The sequence below is a fragment of the Parviterribacter multiflagellatus genome (assembly GCF_056863265.1).
This window is the reverse complement of sequence record NZ_JBXPIZ010000007.1, coordinates 24,188-40,461: the sequence shown is the minus strand read 5'-3', so window position 1 is coordinate 40,461 and position 16,274 is coordinate 24,188. Positions and strand designations below refer to the sequence as shown.

At 73.7% G+C, this 16,274-nt stretch carries 20 protein-coding genes; 3 read left to right on the top strand and 17 right to left on the bottom strand.

The features are described 5' to 3' along the window. From uppS to AC1UE5_RS15640, 14 genes are all read right to left on the bottom strand, one after another. A complete protein-coding gene (uppS, locus tag AC1UE5_RS15705) occupies positions 1-663 on the bottom strand; it encodes a polyprenyl diphosphate synthase (protein WP_482925136.1) in 663 nt (220 codons plus the stop codon). Further along, a complete protein-coding gene (gene frr / locus AC1UE5_RS15700) occupies positions 660-1,217 on the bottom strand; it encodes a ribosome recycling factor (protein WP_482925750.1) in 558 nt (185 codons plus the stop codon). The genes uppS and frr overlap by 4 nt, the downstream gene beginning before the upstream one ends. Positions 1,218-1,222: 5 nt before the next feature. Next, entirely contained in the window at positions 1,223-1,942 is a 720-nt protein-coding gene (gene pyrH / locus AC1UE5_RS15695; protein ID WP_482925134.1) for a UMP kinase, read from the bottom strand. A gap of 10 nt (positions 1,943-1,952) precedes the next feature. Further along, positions 1,953-2,495, bottom strand: a complete 543-nt coding sequence (gene tsf, locus AC1UE5_RS15690) for an elongation factor Ts (RefSeq protein ID WP_482925748.1) — start codon at positions 2,493-2,495, stop codon at positions 1,953-1,955. A gap of 65 nt (positions 2,496-2,560) precedes the next feature. Next, complete coding sequence (rpsB, locus tag AC1UE5_RS15685) at positions 2,561-3,733, bottom strand: 30S ribosomal protein S2 (RefSeq protein WP_482925132.1); 1,173 nt, start codon at positions 3,731-3,733, stop codon at positions 2,561-2,563. A 269-nt stretch (positions 3,734-4,002) separates the two neighbouring features. Continuing rightward, on the bottom strand, positions 4,003-4,908 hold the full coding sequence (locus AC1UE5_RS15680; protein WP_482925130.1) for an RluA family pseudouridine synthase: 906 nt from the start codon (positions 4,906-4,908) through the stop codon (positions 4,003-4,005). Then, positions 4,883-5,347, bottom strand: coding sequence for a signal peptidase II (gene lspA, locus AC1UE5_RS15675; RefSeq protein ID WP_482925128.1), 465 nt, complete (start codon positions 5,345-5,347; stop codon positions 4,883-4,885). Before lspA ends, AC1UE5_RS15680 begins: the two co-directional genes overlap by 26 nt. A 2-nt stretch (positions 5,348-5,349) precedes the next feature. Further along, on the bottom strand, positions 5,350-5,661 hold the full coding sequence (locus AC1UE5_RS15670) for a YggT family protein (RefSeq protein ID WP_482925126.1): 312 nt from the start codon (positions 5,659-5,661) through the stop codon (positions 5,350-5,352). Then, on the bottom strand, positions 5,658-6,416 hold the full coding sequence (proC, locus tag AC1UE5_RS15665; RefSeq protein WP_482925124.1) for a pyrroline-5-carboxylate reductase: 759 nt from the start codon (positions 6,414-6,416) through the stop codon (positions 5,658-5,660). Before proC ends, AC1UE5_RS15670 begins: the two co-directional genes overlap by 4 nt. Positions 6,417-6,454: 38 nt before the next feature. Then, positions 6,455-7,009, bottom strand: coding sequence for a cell division protein SepF (locus AC1UE5_RS15660; protein ID WP_482925122.1), 555 nt, complete (start codon positions 7,007-7,009; stop codon positions 6,455-6,457). A gap of 59 nt (positions 7,010-7,068) precedes the next feature. Then, positions 7,069-7,755: a YggS family pyridoxal phosphate-dependent enzyme gene (locus AC1UE5_RS15655; RefSeq protein ID WP_482925120.1), complete on the bottom strand. Its 687-nt coding sequence runs from the start codon at positions 7,753-7,755 to the stop codon at positions 7,069-7,071. After that, a complete protein-coding gene (pgeF, locus tag AC1UE5_RS15650; RefSeq protein WP_482925118.1) occupies positions 7,737-8,471 on the bottom strand; it encodes a peptidoglycan editing factor PgeF in 735 nt (244 codons plus the stop codon). Before pgeF ends, AC1UE5_RS15655 begins: the two co-directional genes overlap by 19 nt. Positions 8,472-8,507: 36 nt before the next feature. Further along, positions 8,508-9,329 (bottom strand): GGDEF domain-containing protein, encoded by an 822-nt coding sequence (locus AC1UE5_RS15645; RefSeq protein WP_482925115.1) that lies wholly within the window; start codon positions 9,327-9,329, stop codon positions 8,508-8,510. 112 nt (positions 9,330-9,441) lie between these two features. Then, positions 9,442-10,662 carry a tRNA nucleotidyltransferase/poly(A) polymerase family protein gene (locus tag AC1UE5_RS15640; RefSeq protein ID WP_482925113.1) on the bottom strand — a complete coding sequence of 407 codons (1,221 nt, stop codon included), beginning with the start codon at positions 10,660-10,662 and terminating at the stop codon, positions 9,442-9,444. Positions 10,663-10,670: 8 nt separating this feature from the next. Here AC1UE5_RS15640 and AC1UE5_RS15635 point away from each other — a divergent pair, with 8 nt between their 5' ends. After that, a complete protein-coding gene (locus tag AC1UE5_RS15635) occupies positions 10,671-12,167 on the top strand; it encodes an outer membrane protein assembly factor BamB family protein (RefSeq protein WP_482925111.1) in 1,497 nt (498 codons plus the stop codon). After that, entirely contained in the window at positions 12,154-12,915 is a 762-nt protein-coding gene (locus AC1UE5_RS15630; RefSeq protein WP_482925109.1) for a phosphodiester glycosidase family protein, read from the top strand. Before AC1UE5_RS15635 ends, AC1UE5_RS15630 begins: the two co-directional genes overlap by 14 nt. On the opposite strand, the gene AC1UE5_RS15625 is transcribed toward AC1UE5_RS15630, so the two are convergent. From AC1UE5_RS15625 to AC1UE5_RS15615, 3 genes are all read right to left on the bottom strand, one after another. Further along, positions 12,912-13,586: an anti-sigma factor gene (locus AC1UE5_RS15625; protein ID WP_482925107.1), complete on the bottom strand. Its 675-nt coding sequence runs from the start codon at positions 13,584-13,586 to the stop codon at positions 12,912-12,914. The two genes, AC1UE5_RS15630 and AC1UE5_RS15625, sit on opposite strands and share 4 nt — an antisense overlap. Next, a complete protein-coding gene (locus tag AC1UE5_RS15620; protein ID WP_482925105.1) occupies positions 13,583-14,116 on the bottom strand; it encodes an RNA polymerase sigma factor in 534 nt (177 codons plus the stop codon). The genes AC1UE5_RS15625 and AC1UE5_RS15620 overlap by 4 nt, the downstream gene beginning before the upstream one ends. A 102-nt stretch (positions 14,117-14,218) precedes the next feature. After that, on the bottom strand, positions 14,219-14,899 hold the full coding sequence (locus tag AC1UE5_RS15615) for a hypothetical protein (RefSeq protein WP_482925103.1): 681 nt from the start codon (positions 14,897-14,899) through the stop codon (positions 14,219-14,221). An 83-nt stretch (positions 14,900-14,982) separates the two neighbouring features. On the opposite strand from AC1UE5_RS15615, the gene AC1UE5_RS15610 reads away from it, so the two are divergent. Continuing rightward, positions 14,983-16,269, top strand: coding sequence for a glycosyltransferase family 4 protein (locus AC1UE5_RS15610; protein WP_482925101.1), 1,287 nt, complete (start codon positions 14,983-14,985; stop codon positions 16,267-16,269). Positions 16,270-16,274: the final 5 nt, after the last annotated feature.

Here is a 16,274-nt window from a genome sequence, read left to right as displayed (position 1 = left end):
CTACCGCCCCCCGAACCGGCGCTGGCGCGTGCCGAACTCGCCCAGGCAGCGCTCGAACGCCGCGCGGTCGAAGTCGGGCCACAGCTCCGGCGCGAAGACGAGCTCCGAGTACGCCGCCTGCCACAGCAGGAAGTTCGACAGCCGCTCCTCGCCGGACGTCCGGATCACGATGTCCGGCTCGTGCATCTCGGGCGCGTACAGGAGCTTGGCGAACGCCTCCTCGCCCCCGCCCGTGTACCGCGCGGCCGCGTCGACGATCTCCGCGCGTCCGCCGTAGTTGAACGCGATGAAGAACGTGATGCGGTCGTTGGCCGCGGTCTTCGCCTCGGCCCACTCCATCTGCTCGACCAGCTCGGGCTCGACGCCCTCGCGGCGGCCGAGGAAGCGCATGCGGACGCCCTCCTCGTGCAGCTCCGGGGTCTCGTCGACGATCTTCTCCGCGAACATCGACATGAGCCCCGAGACCTCCTCGGGGGAGCGGTTCCAGTTCTCCGTGGAGAACGAGTAGACGGTGAGCTCGCGGACGCCCAGCTCGACGGCATCGCGGAGCCGCGCCTTGACGACGTCGGCTCCCGCGCGATGACCCTCGAGCACCGGGAGCCCGCGCTGCTGCGCCCAGCGTCCGTTGCCATCGGTGATGATGGCGACGTACCGGGGGCTCAAACCTCGAGGATCTCGGCTTCCTTGGTCTTGAGCAGGCCGTCGAGCTCGGCGATGCGCTCGTCGGTGAGCTTCTGCAGCTCGCCCTCCGCGCGCTTCTCCTCGTCGGCGCCCAGCTCGCCCTCGTTCTTGAGCTCGCGCAGGTCCTGCATCACGTCACGGCGGACGTTGCGGATGCCGACGCGGCCCTCCTCGGCGATGTGGCGGGCCATCTTGACGAGGTCCTTGCGGCGCTCCTCGGTCAGCTCCGGCACCGACAGGCGCATCACGTTGCCGTCGTTCGACGGGTTGAGCCCCAGGTCCGAGTCGCGGATCGCCTTCTCGATCGCCTTCATCGCCGTCTTGTCGTACGGCGTCACGGTGAGCAGGCGCGGCTCGGGCGCGGACAGCGTCGCGAGCTGCTTGAGCGGCGTCACCGCGCCGTAGTAGTCGACCATGATGCGGTCGAGCAGGTGCGGGTTCGCCCGGCCGGTCCGGACCGTCCCGAACTGGTTGGCCGTCGACTCCACGGCCTTCGTCATGCGCTCGCCGGCGTCCGCCAGGAGCTCGTCGGTCATCTCGGTCATGTCTCGCTCGTCACCAGGGTGCCCACACGCTCGCCGGACACTATCCGCTCGATGTTCCGCTCGTCGTCCATGTTGAACACGTGGATCGGGAGCCGGTTCTCCATGCACAGCGTCAGCGCCGTGGAGTCCATCACGCGCAGCCCGCGCTGGAGCGCGTCCATGTGCGAGATCTGCGGGATGAACTCGGCGTCCGGGTCGGTCTTCGGGTCGCCCGAGTAGACGCCCTCGACGCCGTTCTTGGCCATGAGGATCGCCTCGGCCCGCACCTCGACCGCGCGCAGCGCCGCGGCGGTGTCGGTGGTGAAGAACGGGTTGCCCGTGCCGGCCGCGAAGATCACGACGCGCTTCTTCTCCAGGTGGCGCATCGCGCGGCGCCGGATGTACGACTCGGCGACCTCCTGGATCTGGATCGCCGACTGGACGCGGGTGTGGACGTCCTGCTTCTCCAGCGCGTCCTGGAGCTGCAGCGCGTTCAGCACCGTCGCCAGCATGCCCATGTAGTCCGCGGTCGCCCGGTCCATGCCGGTGGCGGCGCCCTGGAGGCCGCGGTAGATGTTCCCGGCCCCGACGACCACCGCCACCTCGACGCCCTGGCGCTGGACCTCGGCGATCTGGGTGGCGATGGCGCGCACGCGGTCGGGATCGGTGCCGTAGTCGAGGGAGCCCATGAGGGCCTCCCCCGACAGCTTCAGCAGGATCCGCTGGAACGCGGGCACTCGCGGCGGGCTACTGACCGACCGCGAAGCGGGCGAACCGGCGGATCTGGACGTTCTCGCCGGTCTTCGCGGCGGTGTCGTTCAGGATCTGCTGGATCGTCTTGCCCTCGTACTTGTCCTGGTTCACGTGCTGCTGGTTGAGGAGGACGATCTCCTCGTACCACTTGCGCAGCTGACCCTCGACGATCTTCGGGCGGATGTTCTCCGGCTTGTCGGCGGCCTGCTCCTCGAAGACCTTGGCCTCCTTGTCGCGGGCGGCCGGGTCGACGTCGGCCTCGCTCACGTAGAGCGGGTTGGCCGCCGCGATGTGCAGCGCGATGTCCTTCGCGAACGCGATGAAGTCCTCGTTGCGCGCGACGAAGTCGGTCTCGCAGTCGACCTCCACCAGCACGCCGACCTTGGCGTTGGAGTGGATGTAGGTCTGGATGGTGCCCTCGGACGCGACGCGCTCACCGCGGTCCTCGATCCGCTTGCCCTGCTTCTTGCGCAGGATCTCGATCGCCTGGTCGACGTCGCCGCCAGCCTCGACGAGGGCCTTCTTGCAGTCCATCATGCCCGCGCCGGTCCGCTCGCGCAGAGCCTTCACATCGGCGGCGCTGGGGCTGTAGGCGTCGGTGCTCACGACTTGGTCTCCTGATCGATGTTGTCGCTGGTCTTGGGGGACTGCGGGTCGTTCGTGGCGTCGGACCCGGCGGGGACGGGCTCCTGCGGCTCGGCGTCCGAGCCCGGGACCTGCGTCGTCGCCTCGGCGGCGGGGATGTCGGCGTTGGTGATCGGCTCGTCGGCCTCGGCCGGGGTCGCCTGCGTCGGCGACGGCTCCTGGTTGGCCTTGTCCGGGGTCGCGACCTCGGTGTTGGCGGACTGCTTGACGGCCGGGTCCGGCTGCGGGCGGCCACCCTCGGCGACGGCCTCGGCGACCTCGGCCTCGGCGACCTGGCGGTCGCCGCCGCCCTCGGCCTGCGTCAGCTTCTCCTGGCGGGCGGCCTCGGCCTGCGCCTCGGCTTCGCGCTTGGCCTGCTCCTCCGCCTCGCGGGCGGCCTGGGCCTCGGCCTCGCGGCGCGCCTGCTCCTCGGCCTCGCGCGCCTTGCGCTCCTCCTCGGCCTGGCGGAACTGCTGGTTGCCCTCGGCGACCGTGTCACCGATCGCGCGGGCGATGAGCGCGCACGAGCGGATCGCGTCGTCGTTGCCCGGGATGACGTAGTCGATGCCGTCCGGGTCGCAGTTCGTGTCGACCAGGCCGATGATCGGGATGCGCAGGCGCTGGGCCTCGCGGACGGCGATGACCTCGGTCTTGAGGTCGACCACGAACATCGCCTGCGGGATCCGCTGCATGTTCTTGACGCCGCCGAGGTTGTTGCGCAGCTTCTCGAGGTCCGCCTGCGCGTTGAGACGCTCACGGGTCGGGAGCAGCTCCAGCTGGCCCTCGCGCTCGTAGCGCTCGAGGTCGTGCAGGCGCTTGATCCGCAGCGAGATCGTCTGGAAGTTCGTGAGCAGACCGCCGAGCCAGCGGTTGTGCACGTACGGCTGGCCGGAGGCCTCGGCGGCCTCCTTGATCGCGTCGCGCGCCTGCTTCTTCGTGCCGACGAAGAGCACGGTGCCGCCGCGGCCGGCGACCTCGGACGCGAAGCTCTGCGCGTCCCGCAGGAGCTTCTCCGTCTTGAGGAGGTCGATCAGGTAGATCCCGTCGCGCTCGCCGTGGATGAAGCGGCGCATCTTCGGGTTCCAACGGCGCGTCTGGTGACCGAAGTGGACACCGGACTCCAGCAGCTCGCGAATGCCGACGTCGGGCATGGTGAGAGGTCCTTTGGTTGTGGTTGGTGCTGCAGCCCGCCCGGACGTCGTGGGATCTCAGCGCTTGGGGCTGAGACAGGACCACGGCGCGTCACCCGAACGGGGTCGACGACAGATGTGCGTCCCAGTGTACGCAAGTGTTGCGCGGCGCCTGCGTTGGTGCTGAACGCGGGTCGGTCCCCTTTCCCCTACCTCCGGTGGCCGGCCCGCACCCGGAGCAGGTGATGGGGCGGCCACGGATGTCCGCCCTGTTGCTCGCCCGCGCGCGGTCAGCCCGGCGGGAGGGCGCGCGTGAGGTCGGGCGGGAGCGGCGAGGTGACCTCGACCGGCGCGCCGGTGAAGGGGTGCGGGAACGCGAGGCGGGCCGCGTGGAGGAACTGGCGCTGCAGGCCGAGCGTCGGCTTCGGCGGTGGACCGCCGTCGTACTCGGGGTCGCCGACGACGGGGTGGCCGATGGCCTCGAGGTGGACGCGGATCTGGTGGGTGCGGCCGGTCTCCAGGCGCACGCGCAGGAGCGTCACCGGCGGGTCGGTCCACGCGCGGTCGATCTCGAAGTGGGTGCGGGCGGCGCGGGGCTCGTCGGTGTCGGTCGACATCCGCGTGCGGATGCGGCGGTCGCGGCCGATGGGCGCGTCGATCGTGCCCGTCCGCGCGGGCGGCAGGCCGTGCACCAGCGCGATGTACTCGCGCGTGATCTCGCGGGCCTGCAGCGCCGCCTTCAGCCGCCGGTGCGCCTCCTCGGAGCGCGCGACCACGAGCAGACCGGACGTGTCGCGGTCGAGCCGGTGGACGATCCCCGCCCGGCCCGTCTCGCCGCCCGCCGCGCCGTGCGCCTCCAGCGCCTGCGCGAGCGTCCCGGACGCATGACCCCGGGCCGGATGCACCACCACGCCCGCGGGCTTGTCGACGACCAGCAGGTGCTCGTCCTGGTAGGGCACCGTGAAGCCGAGCGCGTCCGCATCGACCGGCGCAGGCGGCGGCGCGGCGTCGACCTCGGGGAACGCGACGACCGAGCCGGCCGCGACCTTGAAGCGCTTCGCCCGCGGCTCGCCGTCCACGAGCACCTCGCCCGCGTCGATCGCCCGCGCGGCCGCGCTGCGAGAGCCGAGCGGCTCGGCCAGCAGCACGTCGAGCCGTTCGCCGTCGGCCTCAGCCGGAACGCGCAGCTCGCGCACGCCGCTCCCCCAGCTCGATGACCAGCAGGAGCGCGATCACGCCGCAGGTGATCGCCATGTCGGCGACGTTGAACGCCGGCCACTTCGGCAGCTTGAGGAAGTCGGTCACGTGGCCCTGGTGGATCCGGTCGATCACGTTCCCCAGCGCGCCGCCGAGCAGCAGCCCGACGGGGAGCCACAGCCACGGCTCGGACTGGTGCCGCCAGAAGTAGACGAGCAGCCCGCACAGCGCGAGCGCGATCACGCCGATCAGCAGCCCCGCGCCGCCGACGTCGATGCCGAACGCGACGCCCTCGTTGCGGTGGTGGACGAGCTTCAGCCCGGGCAGGATCGGGTCCTGCTCGCCGTAGTCGAGGCCGCCGCGGACGAGCGCCTTCGTGATCTGGTCGACGGCCAGGACCAGCGCCAGCACGACGCCGGCGCGGGCCCAGGCCCGCACGTTCACCCGCGGACGGCGCCGACGATGAGCCCGCCGACGATCTGCAGCACGAGGATGCCGACCATGGGGCTGATGTCGAGCGGCCCGATCGGGGGGATGAACCGGCGGAAGATGCTCAGGTACGGCTCGCACACGTCGCGCAGGAACGTCATGACCGCGTCGAGCGTCCGCGAGTAGGCGGGGCGCGCCCCGAACGCGAAGAACAGGTTCACCACGATGTAGGCGAAGATCAGGATCGTGTAGACCCACAGCAGCGACGCGAGGAAGTCCGCGATGCTGTCGCGGGCCGCGGCGAGCGGGAGCAGGTACGTCATCGTGCAGCCACCATCTTCGTCATCGCCTCCAGGAACGCGCTGCGCACGCCACCGGCTTCCAGCGCCTCGAGCCCGCGCGCGGTCATCCCGCCGGGGCTGGTGACCTCGCGGCGCACCGCGAGCGTGTCGTAGCCGCGGTGCTCGAGCAGCGCGGCCGTGCCGGCCAGCGTCGCGACCACGAGCTGCGCCGCCACGTCGGCGGGCACGCCGTACCGGACGCCGGCGTCGATCTGGGCCTCGGCCACCAGCGCGACGTAGGCCGGCGCCGACGACATCAGACCGGTCGCGGTGTCGACCTGCGACTCGGGGAGCGAGACGACCGGCCCGAGCCGGCCGAACAGCTCCTTCACGCGCGCGGTGAGCTCCGCGTCGCCGTCGGGGTCGAGCGCGTGGACCGTCACGCCCGCGCGCACCTCGACCGGCGTCGACGGCAGCACGCGCACGATCGGCGCGTCGCCGTACGGCGCGTAGGCGGCGCGGATCTTCTCGAGCGGCACGCCGCCGAGGATCGAGACGATCGCCTTGGCGCGACCGCCGACCTGCGCGGCGACCTCCTCGAGCTGCGCTGGCTTGTGGCAGAGCACCACGATCTCGGCGCGGTCGGCGAGGGCGCCGTTGCCCTCCACCGCCTCGCCGCCAAGCTCCTCCGCCAGCGCGCGTGCGCGATCCGGGAAGGCGTCCGTGCAGAGGATCGGGTCGCCCCATCCACGCGCGATGGCGCGCGCCATGTTGCCCGATCCGATGAGGCCGATCATTCGGCCGAGGAGTCTAGGGACCGCCGAGGCGGCCCCGTCTACGACTGGTTGAAGAAGCCCTTCTCGATCAGCCGCGCGCGCTCCTCCGCGGAGATCTGGACGTTGCGCGGGGTGAGCATGAACACCTTGTCGGCGATCCGCTGCATCCCGCCGTCCAGCGCGTACGTCAGGCCGCTGGCGAAGTCGATGAGGCGCTTGGAGAGATCGGTGTCGACGCCCTGGAGGTTCAGGATCACCGGGACCGAGTCCTTGAACTTGTCCGCGACCTGCTGGGCGTCGTTGAACGACTTGGGGAGCACCAGGTGCACGCGGACGTCACCTCCGTTGCGGGAGCGACCGCCCGGCACCGGCCGCAGGACCGTCGTCGGCCGCGCGCCGACCTCGTCGTCGTCGGCGAAGATGTCGTCGAAGTCGTCGCGGCGGCGGCGCGTGGACAGGCGCCGGACGTTGGGCCGCTCGCTGTAGCGGTCCTCGAGCTCGGCCTCCGCAGGACGCCGGTCGCGCTCGGGCTCCGGCTCGTCGTCCTCGTAGTGCCGCTCCTCGGCCAGACCGAAGTAGACGAGCGCCTTGTGCCAGGAGTCGCTGAAAGCCATTCCAGCCGAAGGTTAGCCCTCGGAGGCGAATCTCCTGCAAGTCGCGGGTCGATTCGTGCCTAGCGGAACAGCCGCGAACCGACCCGGACGCACGTGGCGCCCTCCTCGACCGCGACCGCGAAGTCCTGCGTCGTGCCCATCGACAGGCCGGCGAGGCCGTGCTCGGCGGCGAGCTCGCGGGCGGCGGCGAACCAGCGGCGCGAGTCCTCGGGGGTCTCCGCGCGCGGCGGCATCGTCATGAGGCCGGACACGTCGAACCCCTCGGGCGCGCAGACCTCCTCGCGGAAGCGCGCGAGGTCGCCGGGGTGGATGCCGGCCTTGCCCTCCTCCCCCGCGATGTTCACCTCGACGTACACCTCGAGGCCGTCGCGGGCGTGCCTGCCGATCTGGCGCGCGGCGGACTCGCTGGCGAGCGAGTGGATGCGGCGGACGAGCGGCGCGACGACCTTGACCTTGCGCGACTGCAGCTGGCCGATGAAGTCCCAGGTGACCGGCGCGTCCGGCCCGAGGGCCGCGACCTTCTCCTCGAGCTGCTGCGCGCGGTTCTCGCCGAGCAGCGTGACGCCGGCCTCGACCAGCGTGGCCAGCTCCTCGACCGCGACGTACTTGACGGCCGCGAGCAGCTCGACGTCGTCCGCGGTGCGACCGGAGACCCGCGCGGCCGCGGCGATCTCGTCGGCGACCTCGGCGAGGTTGGAGCGCACGCGCTCGACGGTGAGCCCGGTGACTAGCGGGGGCGGCGCCACGCGATCCCTCCCTGGCGCCCGGTGACCGGGCCGTCGCGGCGGTGCGAGAAGAAGAGCGACGGATCCGTGCACATCGTGCACAGCCCCACGTCGAGGATGGTCTCCACGCCCGCGGCGCGCAGCTGCTCGCGCGCCAGCGCGGGGAGGTCGATCGGCGCCGGGCGACCGACCGGCGGGAGCCCGAACGCCTCGCGCACGTCGTCCTGGACCTCGTAGCAGCAGCCGCGGGCGCACGGCCCGATCGCGGCGACGATGCCATCCGACCCGCCGAGCGCCGCGACGCCGCGCGCGAGGATGCCGCCGGCCAGGCCCTTCCAGCCCGCGTGGACCATCGCGACCGCCCCATCGGCCGCGAGCGCGACCGGCAGGCAGTCTGCGGTCAGCACGAGGCAGCCGACGCCGGGCCGGTCCGTGACCTGCCCGTCGGCGTCGCCGTCCTCGCCCGCCCGGACGACGCGCGTGCCGTGCACCTGCCGCGCCCACGCGACCTCCTCGACCCCGGCGGCCGCCGCCACGCGCGCGCGGTTCTCGTCGACTGCCGCGGGGTCGTCGGCGGTGAACGGCCCGAGGTTGAGCGAGGCGAACGGCGCGCGCGAGACGCCGCCGCGGCGCGTGGTGAAGAGCGCCTCCGCACCCCCGCCGAGGTCGACGTGGATCTGGCCGTCGCGCCACGCGAAGGGCGCGGGGAGGGCGACGGGATCGGCGACGGCGGCCATCGCCGCCAGAGGCTAGCCCGCGCCCCGGCCGCGACGTCAGCGGCCGCGCTCCTTCGCGGCGTACAGCGACGCGTCGGCTTCGACGAACGCGGCGTCCGGGCTCGGGGTGTCCATGTCGAGGACCGCGAACCCCGCGCTGACCCGCACCGGCACCTCGACCCCGCCCGTCACCGCCGGGGTCGCCGCGACCGCCGCGCACAGCGCCCGCACGGCGGGCTCCGCGTCGGACGCCCGCGCGCTCACCAGCAGGGCCGCGAACTCGTCGCCGCCGATGCGCGCCAGGCCGTCGCTCGCGCGCAGGCGCCCCGCGAGCGCCCGCGCGACGTGGACGATCACCGCGTCGCCGCCCTTGTGGCCGAGCCGGTCGTTCACCGCCTTCAGGCCGTCCACGTCGAGGATCGCGAGGACCGCGCATTCGCCGTGGCGGTGGCAGCGCGAGAGCTGGCGCACGAGCTCCTGGTCGAAGCGCCGCCGGTTCCACAGCCCGGTCAGCGGCTCGTGGTCGGCGAGCTTCTGCAGCTCGGCGACGCGCTCGTGCGCGGCGGTCACGTCGATCACCTGCACGACCGCTGTCCGCTCCGTGCCGAGCCGCGCGACGTGGAGCTGGAACCACGCCCAGCCGCCCGCCCCGTCGCGCACGCGCCGCTCGGCGTGCCACCTCCGGCGCCCACGCTGGAGGACCCGCGGCGCGTGCCGGTCGATCAGCTCCGCCACGCCCGCACCCGCCGGCCCGGCGAGCAGCGCGACGAGCGCGAGGTTCGCCCGCTCCACCCGCCCGTCGGCGCGCAGGATGCCGGTCGCGATCGGCGCGTGCTCGAACGCGTCGTCGACCCGATCCGCCCCCACAAGCGACCGCACGGCGTCCATACCTGGTGCACTTCTGACGCATCCCGGGGCGCCCCTGGGGAAATCCGGCGCGGTTACGTCGGATCGACGAGGGCGAACCTCCCGCGAACCCTCCAGACCGCGGTCAGACGGGCGCGCCGAGCGCGACGGCGAGCTGCGCCGCCGCGGTGTCCGCGCCGTCCTCCAGCGCCGCGCGCAGCGCCGCGTCGAGCCGCGCGCCGACCTCCGGCCCCGGCGCCACGCCGCGCGCCAGCAGGTCCGCGCCGGTGATCGCGAGCTGCACGTGCCGAACGTCGTCGAGCCACCGGCGCGCTGCCGCCTCCGCGCGCGGGTCGACCGCCGCGGCGAGCGCGGGCGCCTCGACCGGACGCCGGCGCAGGAGACGGTGCAGGTCGTAGCGCGACGCGTCGGCGAGCGCGCGGGCAAGGCCGGCGGGGTCCGCGGCGGCGTCGAGCACGAGGCCGGGCGCCGGGACGTGGATCGCCTCCAGCCACGCCCGGCGCGTACGCGGCGCCATGCCCTGCGTCAGCGCGGCGAGCAGCGCGGGCACCGGGTCGTGCTCGGCAGGCAGGAGGGCGAGCACGCGGCGCAGCACCGGCACGTCGACGTCGAGCTCGGCGGCGCCGCCGAGCTCTCGCAGCAGGACGAGCGCGGCGACCGGGTCGGGCTCGCGCAGGAGCAGGAGCAGCTCCCGCCCCATCCGCGCCGGCCCCGCCGTCGCCGGCGCGCCGGACGCGAACGCCGCGCGCGCCAGCGCCTCGGTCTCCGGCGCGATCGCGTACCCGAGCCGCGCCGCGTACCGGACCATCCGGAGCAGCCGCGTCGGGTCGTCCTCGAACGACCGCGCGTGCAGCACCCGGAGAACCTCCCGAGAGAGATCCTCTAGCGCCATCTCCGCAGTCTCCACGCGCCCTGCGACGTCGCCGCTGAGCCCCACCGCGATCGCGTTCACCGTGAAGTCGCGCCGCACGAGGTCCTCCTCCACCGAGGCCGCCGGCGCCACGTCCGGCAGTGCCCCCGGCCGCGCGTAGGTCTCCGTGCGGGCCTGCGCCAGGTCGAGGCTGAGCCCGTCCGGGCCGGCGACGGTGGCCGTCCCGAACGCGTCGTGGTGGCGCGCCTCCCCGCCGAGCCGGGCCGCGAGCAGCCGCGCGATCGGCGTGGGCGGCGCCACCGTGACGAGGTCCAGCTCGTGCGGCGTGCGGCCGCCCAGCAGGTCGCGCACGGCGCCGCCGACGAGCCAGACGCCGTCCACGCCGTCGAGGGCGTCCAGCAGCCGCGCGCCGGCGTCGAGCGCCCGCAGGCGCTCGAGCACGACGGAGGAGGGGTCGGAGCCGACCGGTACCATGGCGACACATGTTCGCGCGACTGCGCAGCCGGGGGCGGCTGCTTCTCGCGCTGGCGTTCGTGGCGATCGTCTCCGTCGTCGCCGGAGCGGCGGTCGCCGTCCTCACCGAGCAGCCCGGCGACGTGTCGAACCCGGACGTGGAGTTCCAGGCCGAGGAGGCCCCGGGGACCGCCACGGCGCCGCAGGCGCGCTCGGGCCGCCCCAACACCAAGTTCGAGTGGCCGGACTACGGCCTCACCCCGCAGCGGACCAAGTTCCTGCAGATGAACGAGCCGCTCCGGCCGCCGTACACGTTCGTCTGGGCGGTGCGCGGCTCGATCCTGCTCGAGTTCCCGCCGGTCGCGGGCGGGCGCCAGCTCTTCCTGCTCAAGAACAACGCCGCGCTGTACGGCATCAGCCGCCGGACCGGCGAGGTGCGGTGGAAGCGCAAGCTCGGGTACCTCGCGGCCGCGTCGCCCGCCTACCACGACGGCACGGTGTACGCGACGATCCTCCAGCGCGGCAAGGGCATCCGGGGCGGGCGCATCGTCGCCGTCTCCGCCGCCACCGGCCGGACGAAGTGGAGCCGCAAGCTCGCCAGCCGCAGCGAGTCGTCGCCGCTCTACGACAAGGGCAGCCTGTACTTCGGCGCCGAGGACGGGACGATGTACGCCCTGCGCGCGAGCGACGGCTTCGTCCGCTGGCGCTACCGGGCGGGCGGCTCGATCAAGGGCGCCCCGGCGCTCGACCGCGGCCGGCTGTTCTTCGGCGACTACGACGGCAAGCTCCACGCCATCCGCGCCTCCAACGGCGGCAGGCTGTGGAGCGCCTCGACGTCCGGCTCGCGCTTCGGGCTCGGCTCGGGCAACTTCTACTCCACCCCCGCCGTCGCCTACGGCCGCGTCTACATCGGCAACACCGACGGCAACGTCTACTCGTTCGCGGCGCGCAACGGGAAGCTCGCCTGGCGCAAGAAGACGGGCGGCTTCGTCTACTCCTCCCCCGCCGTCGGGTACTCCACGGTGTACATCGGCTCGTACGACCGCAAGCTCTACGCGCTCGATGCGCAGAGCGGTCGCGTCCGGTGGAGCCGCGACACTGGCGGGCGGATCTCGGGCGGCCCCGTGATCCTCGGCGACATGGTCTTCGTCTCGAACCTGGAGAAGCGCACGTTCGCGTTCGGCGCCCGGACGGGCCGGACGCTGTGGCGGACGAACAAGGGCGCGTACAACGCGGCGATCGCGGACGGCGAGCGGATCTACCTCGTCGGCTACGCGTCGCTGTTCGCGATGAAGCCGAAGGAGAGCTCGGTGCGCGCCCGCCGCGAGCGTGCGACCAAGCGCGCGGCCGACCGCGCCGCCGCCCGGCACGAGCGGTACGAGCAGAACCGCTACGGCCTGCACGGGCACAGACACTCCAACGGCCGCGTCGGACGGCACTGCCACCGCCACGAGCACGTCAGCAGGATCGGCGGCCGGACGGTCGTGGTCGAGCACAGCCACTGCCACAGCCATGTCGGCGACTGACGTCGCGCTGCGCCGCCGCCTGACGCTGGCGGACGGCGCCCGGACGACCCTCTACGTCGCCGCGTACGCCCTGGCCGACGTGCGCGTGCGGGTCGTCCACCTGCCCCGCGCGCAGCCGCTCGAGGCCTGGTGCCTGGAGAACGGGATCGCCGAGGCGATCGCCGGCGGCTTCTTCGTGCGCGGCGGGCCGCGGGACGAATGGCCGCTAGGGCAGCTGCGCGTCGACGGGCTCGCGCGCAAGACGGTCCCGTTCGACGACCCGTGGCACGACGTCCGCGCGTGTGTGCACGCCGACAACGGCACGGTCCGGATCGCCCGCCGGCCCGACCTCCCCGACCACCCCGCCGGCGACCTGCTGCAGGCCGGGCCGCTGCTCGTCCACGAGGGGCGCGTCGCCACCATCGCCGGGGAGGATCCGGAGGGCTTCAGCGCCGGCGCGCGCCAGTTCGACTCCGACATCACCGCCGGCCGGCATCCCCGCGCGGCGCTGGCGGTCACGCGCGACCGGTTCGCGCTGGCGGTCGCGTGCGACGGCCGCGCCCACGACGAGGCCGGCCTGACGCTGCCCGAGCTGGCGGCGGCGCTGGTCGACCTCGGCGCGGAGGAGGCGCTCAACCTCGACGGCGGCGGCTCCACCTCGCTCATCTGCGACGGCCGCCTGCAGAACATCCCGCGCTCAGATTGGGAGGAGGCCGTCCCGGGCGGCCGCCCCCTCCCCACCGCGATCGCGTTCGTGCCGCGCTTCTAGCTCGCGAGCTTCACGTCGATGCCGGGCGCGCTCGTCGGGGCGTCCGAGCCTCCGTGCGGCTCCTCGCTCACCATGACCTCGACGACGTCGTCCAGGTCGCCGGGGACGTCGACCGTCGCCGTGCCGCCGTGGCTGCTCGTGTTGAACAGCGCGTCGGTCGGCTCGGGCGCGGTCTGGCCTTCGCGCAGGATCCACACCTGGTAGACGCGGCCGTCGGGCGCGGTGTCCATCCCGCTGACGTGGAGCGTGCCGTCGCCGCCGCGCAGCTCCAGCGACGCCTCGCAGCCCGACGGGCAGGCGCCCGCGTACGTCCGGGTCTCCTCGCTCGTCGCCACGACGCCGACGCCGATGCCGACCACGACCAGCACGCAGGCGAGCGCCAGCGCGGGGAGCGGGCGACGCCAGAGCGGGGCGCGCGCCGGGCGCGGGGTGGCGCGCGCGGCGACGTTCCGTTCGACCTCGGCCATCACGCGCCGCTTCAGCGCGGCGGGCGGTTCGACCTCGTCGACGGTCTGCGGGAGCGCCTCGACGACCGGCCGCAGCTCGTCGACCTCCGTCTGGCAGATCGTGCAGGTGGCCAGGTGCGTCTCGAAGCGCGCCCGCTCGTCCGGCGCCAGCGCGCCCAGCAGGTACGGCGCGACGTCGTCGCTCCACGTGTGCCGGCTGCTCATCGCCACGCCTCCACCGGGTCGTCGCCCAGCTGCGCGCGCAGCTTCTCCAGGCCGAGCCGCATCCGGCCCTTCACGGTGCCGAGCGGCGCCTCGAGCATCGCCGCGATCTCGCTCTGCGAGAAGCCGCCGAAGTACGCGAGCTGGATCACGCGCTGCTGGTCGTCGGGGAGCGCGTGCAGCGCGCGCCGCACCGCCGCGGCGCCCTCGGCCCGCTCGACGTCGCGCTCGACGCGGTCCGGCGCCTCCAGCCGCTCGACCAGCCCGTCGTCGGCGGTGTCGCGCCCCTCGTGGACGCTCGCGCGGCGCAGCCCGTCGATCGCCCGGTTGCGGACGATGCCGAAGAGGAACGTCCGCAGCGAACCGCGCGCCGCGTCGAACCGATCGATCGAGCGCCACAGGTCCAGGAACGCCTCCTGCACGACGTGCTCGGCGGCGCCGCGCTGGCCGACGACGCGGTAGGCGAGCGAGAAGGCGGCGGTGCTATGGCGGTCGTAGATCACGCTGAACGGCTCGGTCTCGCCGTCGCGCACCAGCTCGACCAGCTCCTCATCCGCTAGGCCTTCCAGCCTGCGGCGTGGCTTCCGGCGGAACGGCGGCATCTTCGTTTCGGTCGGACCTTACCCGCCGACCGGCTACGCGCCGGTGGGCACGACGATCTTCGCGACGCCGATCACCAGCGCCTCCTGCAGCGCGTCCACGGCGAAGGTCCGGTTGAGCAGGTCGGCGGCCTCGGCCTTGAGCTTCACGGTCGTGCCCTCGAGCACCGCGCGCCCGTCGTCGGTGGTGCGCAGCGGCTGGAGCGTGCGGCCGTCGAGGAAGAACAGCGGGGCGCTCGCCGCGGCCTCCTCGCCGTCGACCGTGACCGTGCCCGTGAGGACCGACTTGCCGGGGTCGACGACGAAGTCCGTCAGCTCGACGGTCTTGCCGCCGCCGGTCAGGCTCAGCCCGCTGCCGTCGTGGTCGATCCGCCCCTGCACGAACGGCGAGACGGTGCCCGGCTCGTAGTACGTGACGTTGCCGCCGGTGATCGGGAACTTCGCGGTGCCGCTCTCGGTGATCTGGCCGTCGCCGACCGGCGCGGGCGTCAGCTTCAGGGTCCCGAGCGCCTCGACGAAGCCGGCGTCGAGCTTCACCGACGTCGACTGACCGGTGAGCTCGTCGATCTGCGCCACGGGCTTCACGTCCTGCTGCTCCTGCTTGGACGCGGCCGAGCCGGCGACGGCCGCGGGCTCGTCGTCGTCGCCGCACGCCGCAGCGCCGAGGGCCAGCGCGACGGACGTCAGGAGGATGGCGGGGGTCTTGTGGCGGGTCATGCCGGGTCCTTCGCAGCCTCGCGCCGATCGGATGCATCGCACGCTTGAAGACGTTCACTTCCCGGCAACACTGGATGCACGTCATGGAGACGCACCGGGTCCTCAGCGCGCTGATGTTCTTCCCCCGCGGGGGGTCGTCGCACGTCGCGCGGGCGCTCGCGCGGGAGCTGCCGTCGCACGGCTGGGACGTGACGCTGCTGACCGGCTCGGCGGGCGACGGGCCGGGCGACGCGTGGCGGTTCTACCGGGGCCTGGACGACCTGCACGTCGTCGACTTCGGGACGCCCGGCGTGCCGATGCACCCGTCGTACGAGGATCGCCCGGGCGCGCCGGACCCGGTCTTCGCGCGCGTGGACGACGAGCAGTTCGAGCGCCACGTCGCGGTGTGGGAGCGGGCGCTGCGACGGGCAGGCGCCGCGGACGCCGACGTGCTCCACCTCCACCACCTGACGCCGCTGCACGAGGCGGCCGCGCGCGTCGCGCCGAACGTGCCGGTCGTCGGCCACCTGCACGGCACCGAGCTGCTGATGCTGGAGCGGATCGCGGCGGGCGCGCCGGCGTCGTGGCGGCACGCGGACGCGTGGGCCGAGCGGCTGCGGCGGTGGGCGCAGGGGTGCGCGCGGCTGATCGTGCTGTCGCCGACGCAGATCGACCGCGCCGAGCGGATGCTGGGCATCGACCCGGCGCGCTGCGCCGTGCTCCCCAACGGCTTCGATCCCGAGCTGTTCCACCGCATCGACGTCGACCGCGCGGCGCACTGGCGCGCGCAGCTCCCGCAGGCCACGCCCGAGGAGCTGCACCGGCTGGCCACGCGGCCGGTCGCGCTGAGCGTCAGCCGCTACACGAAGGTCAAGCGCATCCCGCTGCTGATCGAGGCGTTCCACGCCGCGCGGCTCGACGCGTCGCTCGTGGTCGTCGGCGGCCATCCCGGCGAGCACGAGGGCGAGCACCCGCGCGACACGATCGCCCGGCTCGGCGCCGCGAACGTCCACCTGGCGGGCTGGCGCGAGCACGACGAGCTGGCCGCGTTCCTCTCCGCCTCGGACGTCTTCGCGCTCGCGTCGGTGCGCGAGCAGTTCGGCCAGGTGCTCGTCGAGGCGATGGCCTGCGCGGTCCCGCCGATCGCGGTCGACCGCTTCGGGCCGGGTGAGATCGTCGACGACGGCCGCACCGGCTGGCTCGTCCCGCCCGACGACCGGGCCGCGCTCACGGGCGCCCTGACCGCCGCGCTCGCCGACCCGCGCGAGCGCGCGCGCCGCGGCGAGGCCGCCCGCCGCGAGGCCCGCTCGCGCTACTCCTGGCCGGCGCTGGCGGGGCGCCTCGCCGAGACGCTCGACGAGGTCGCCGCCGCCGCACCGACCGCGCGCTGACCCGC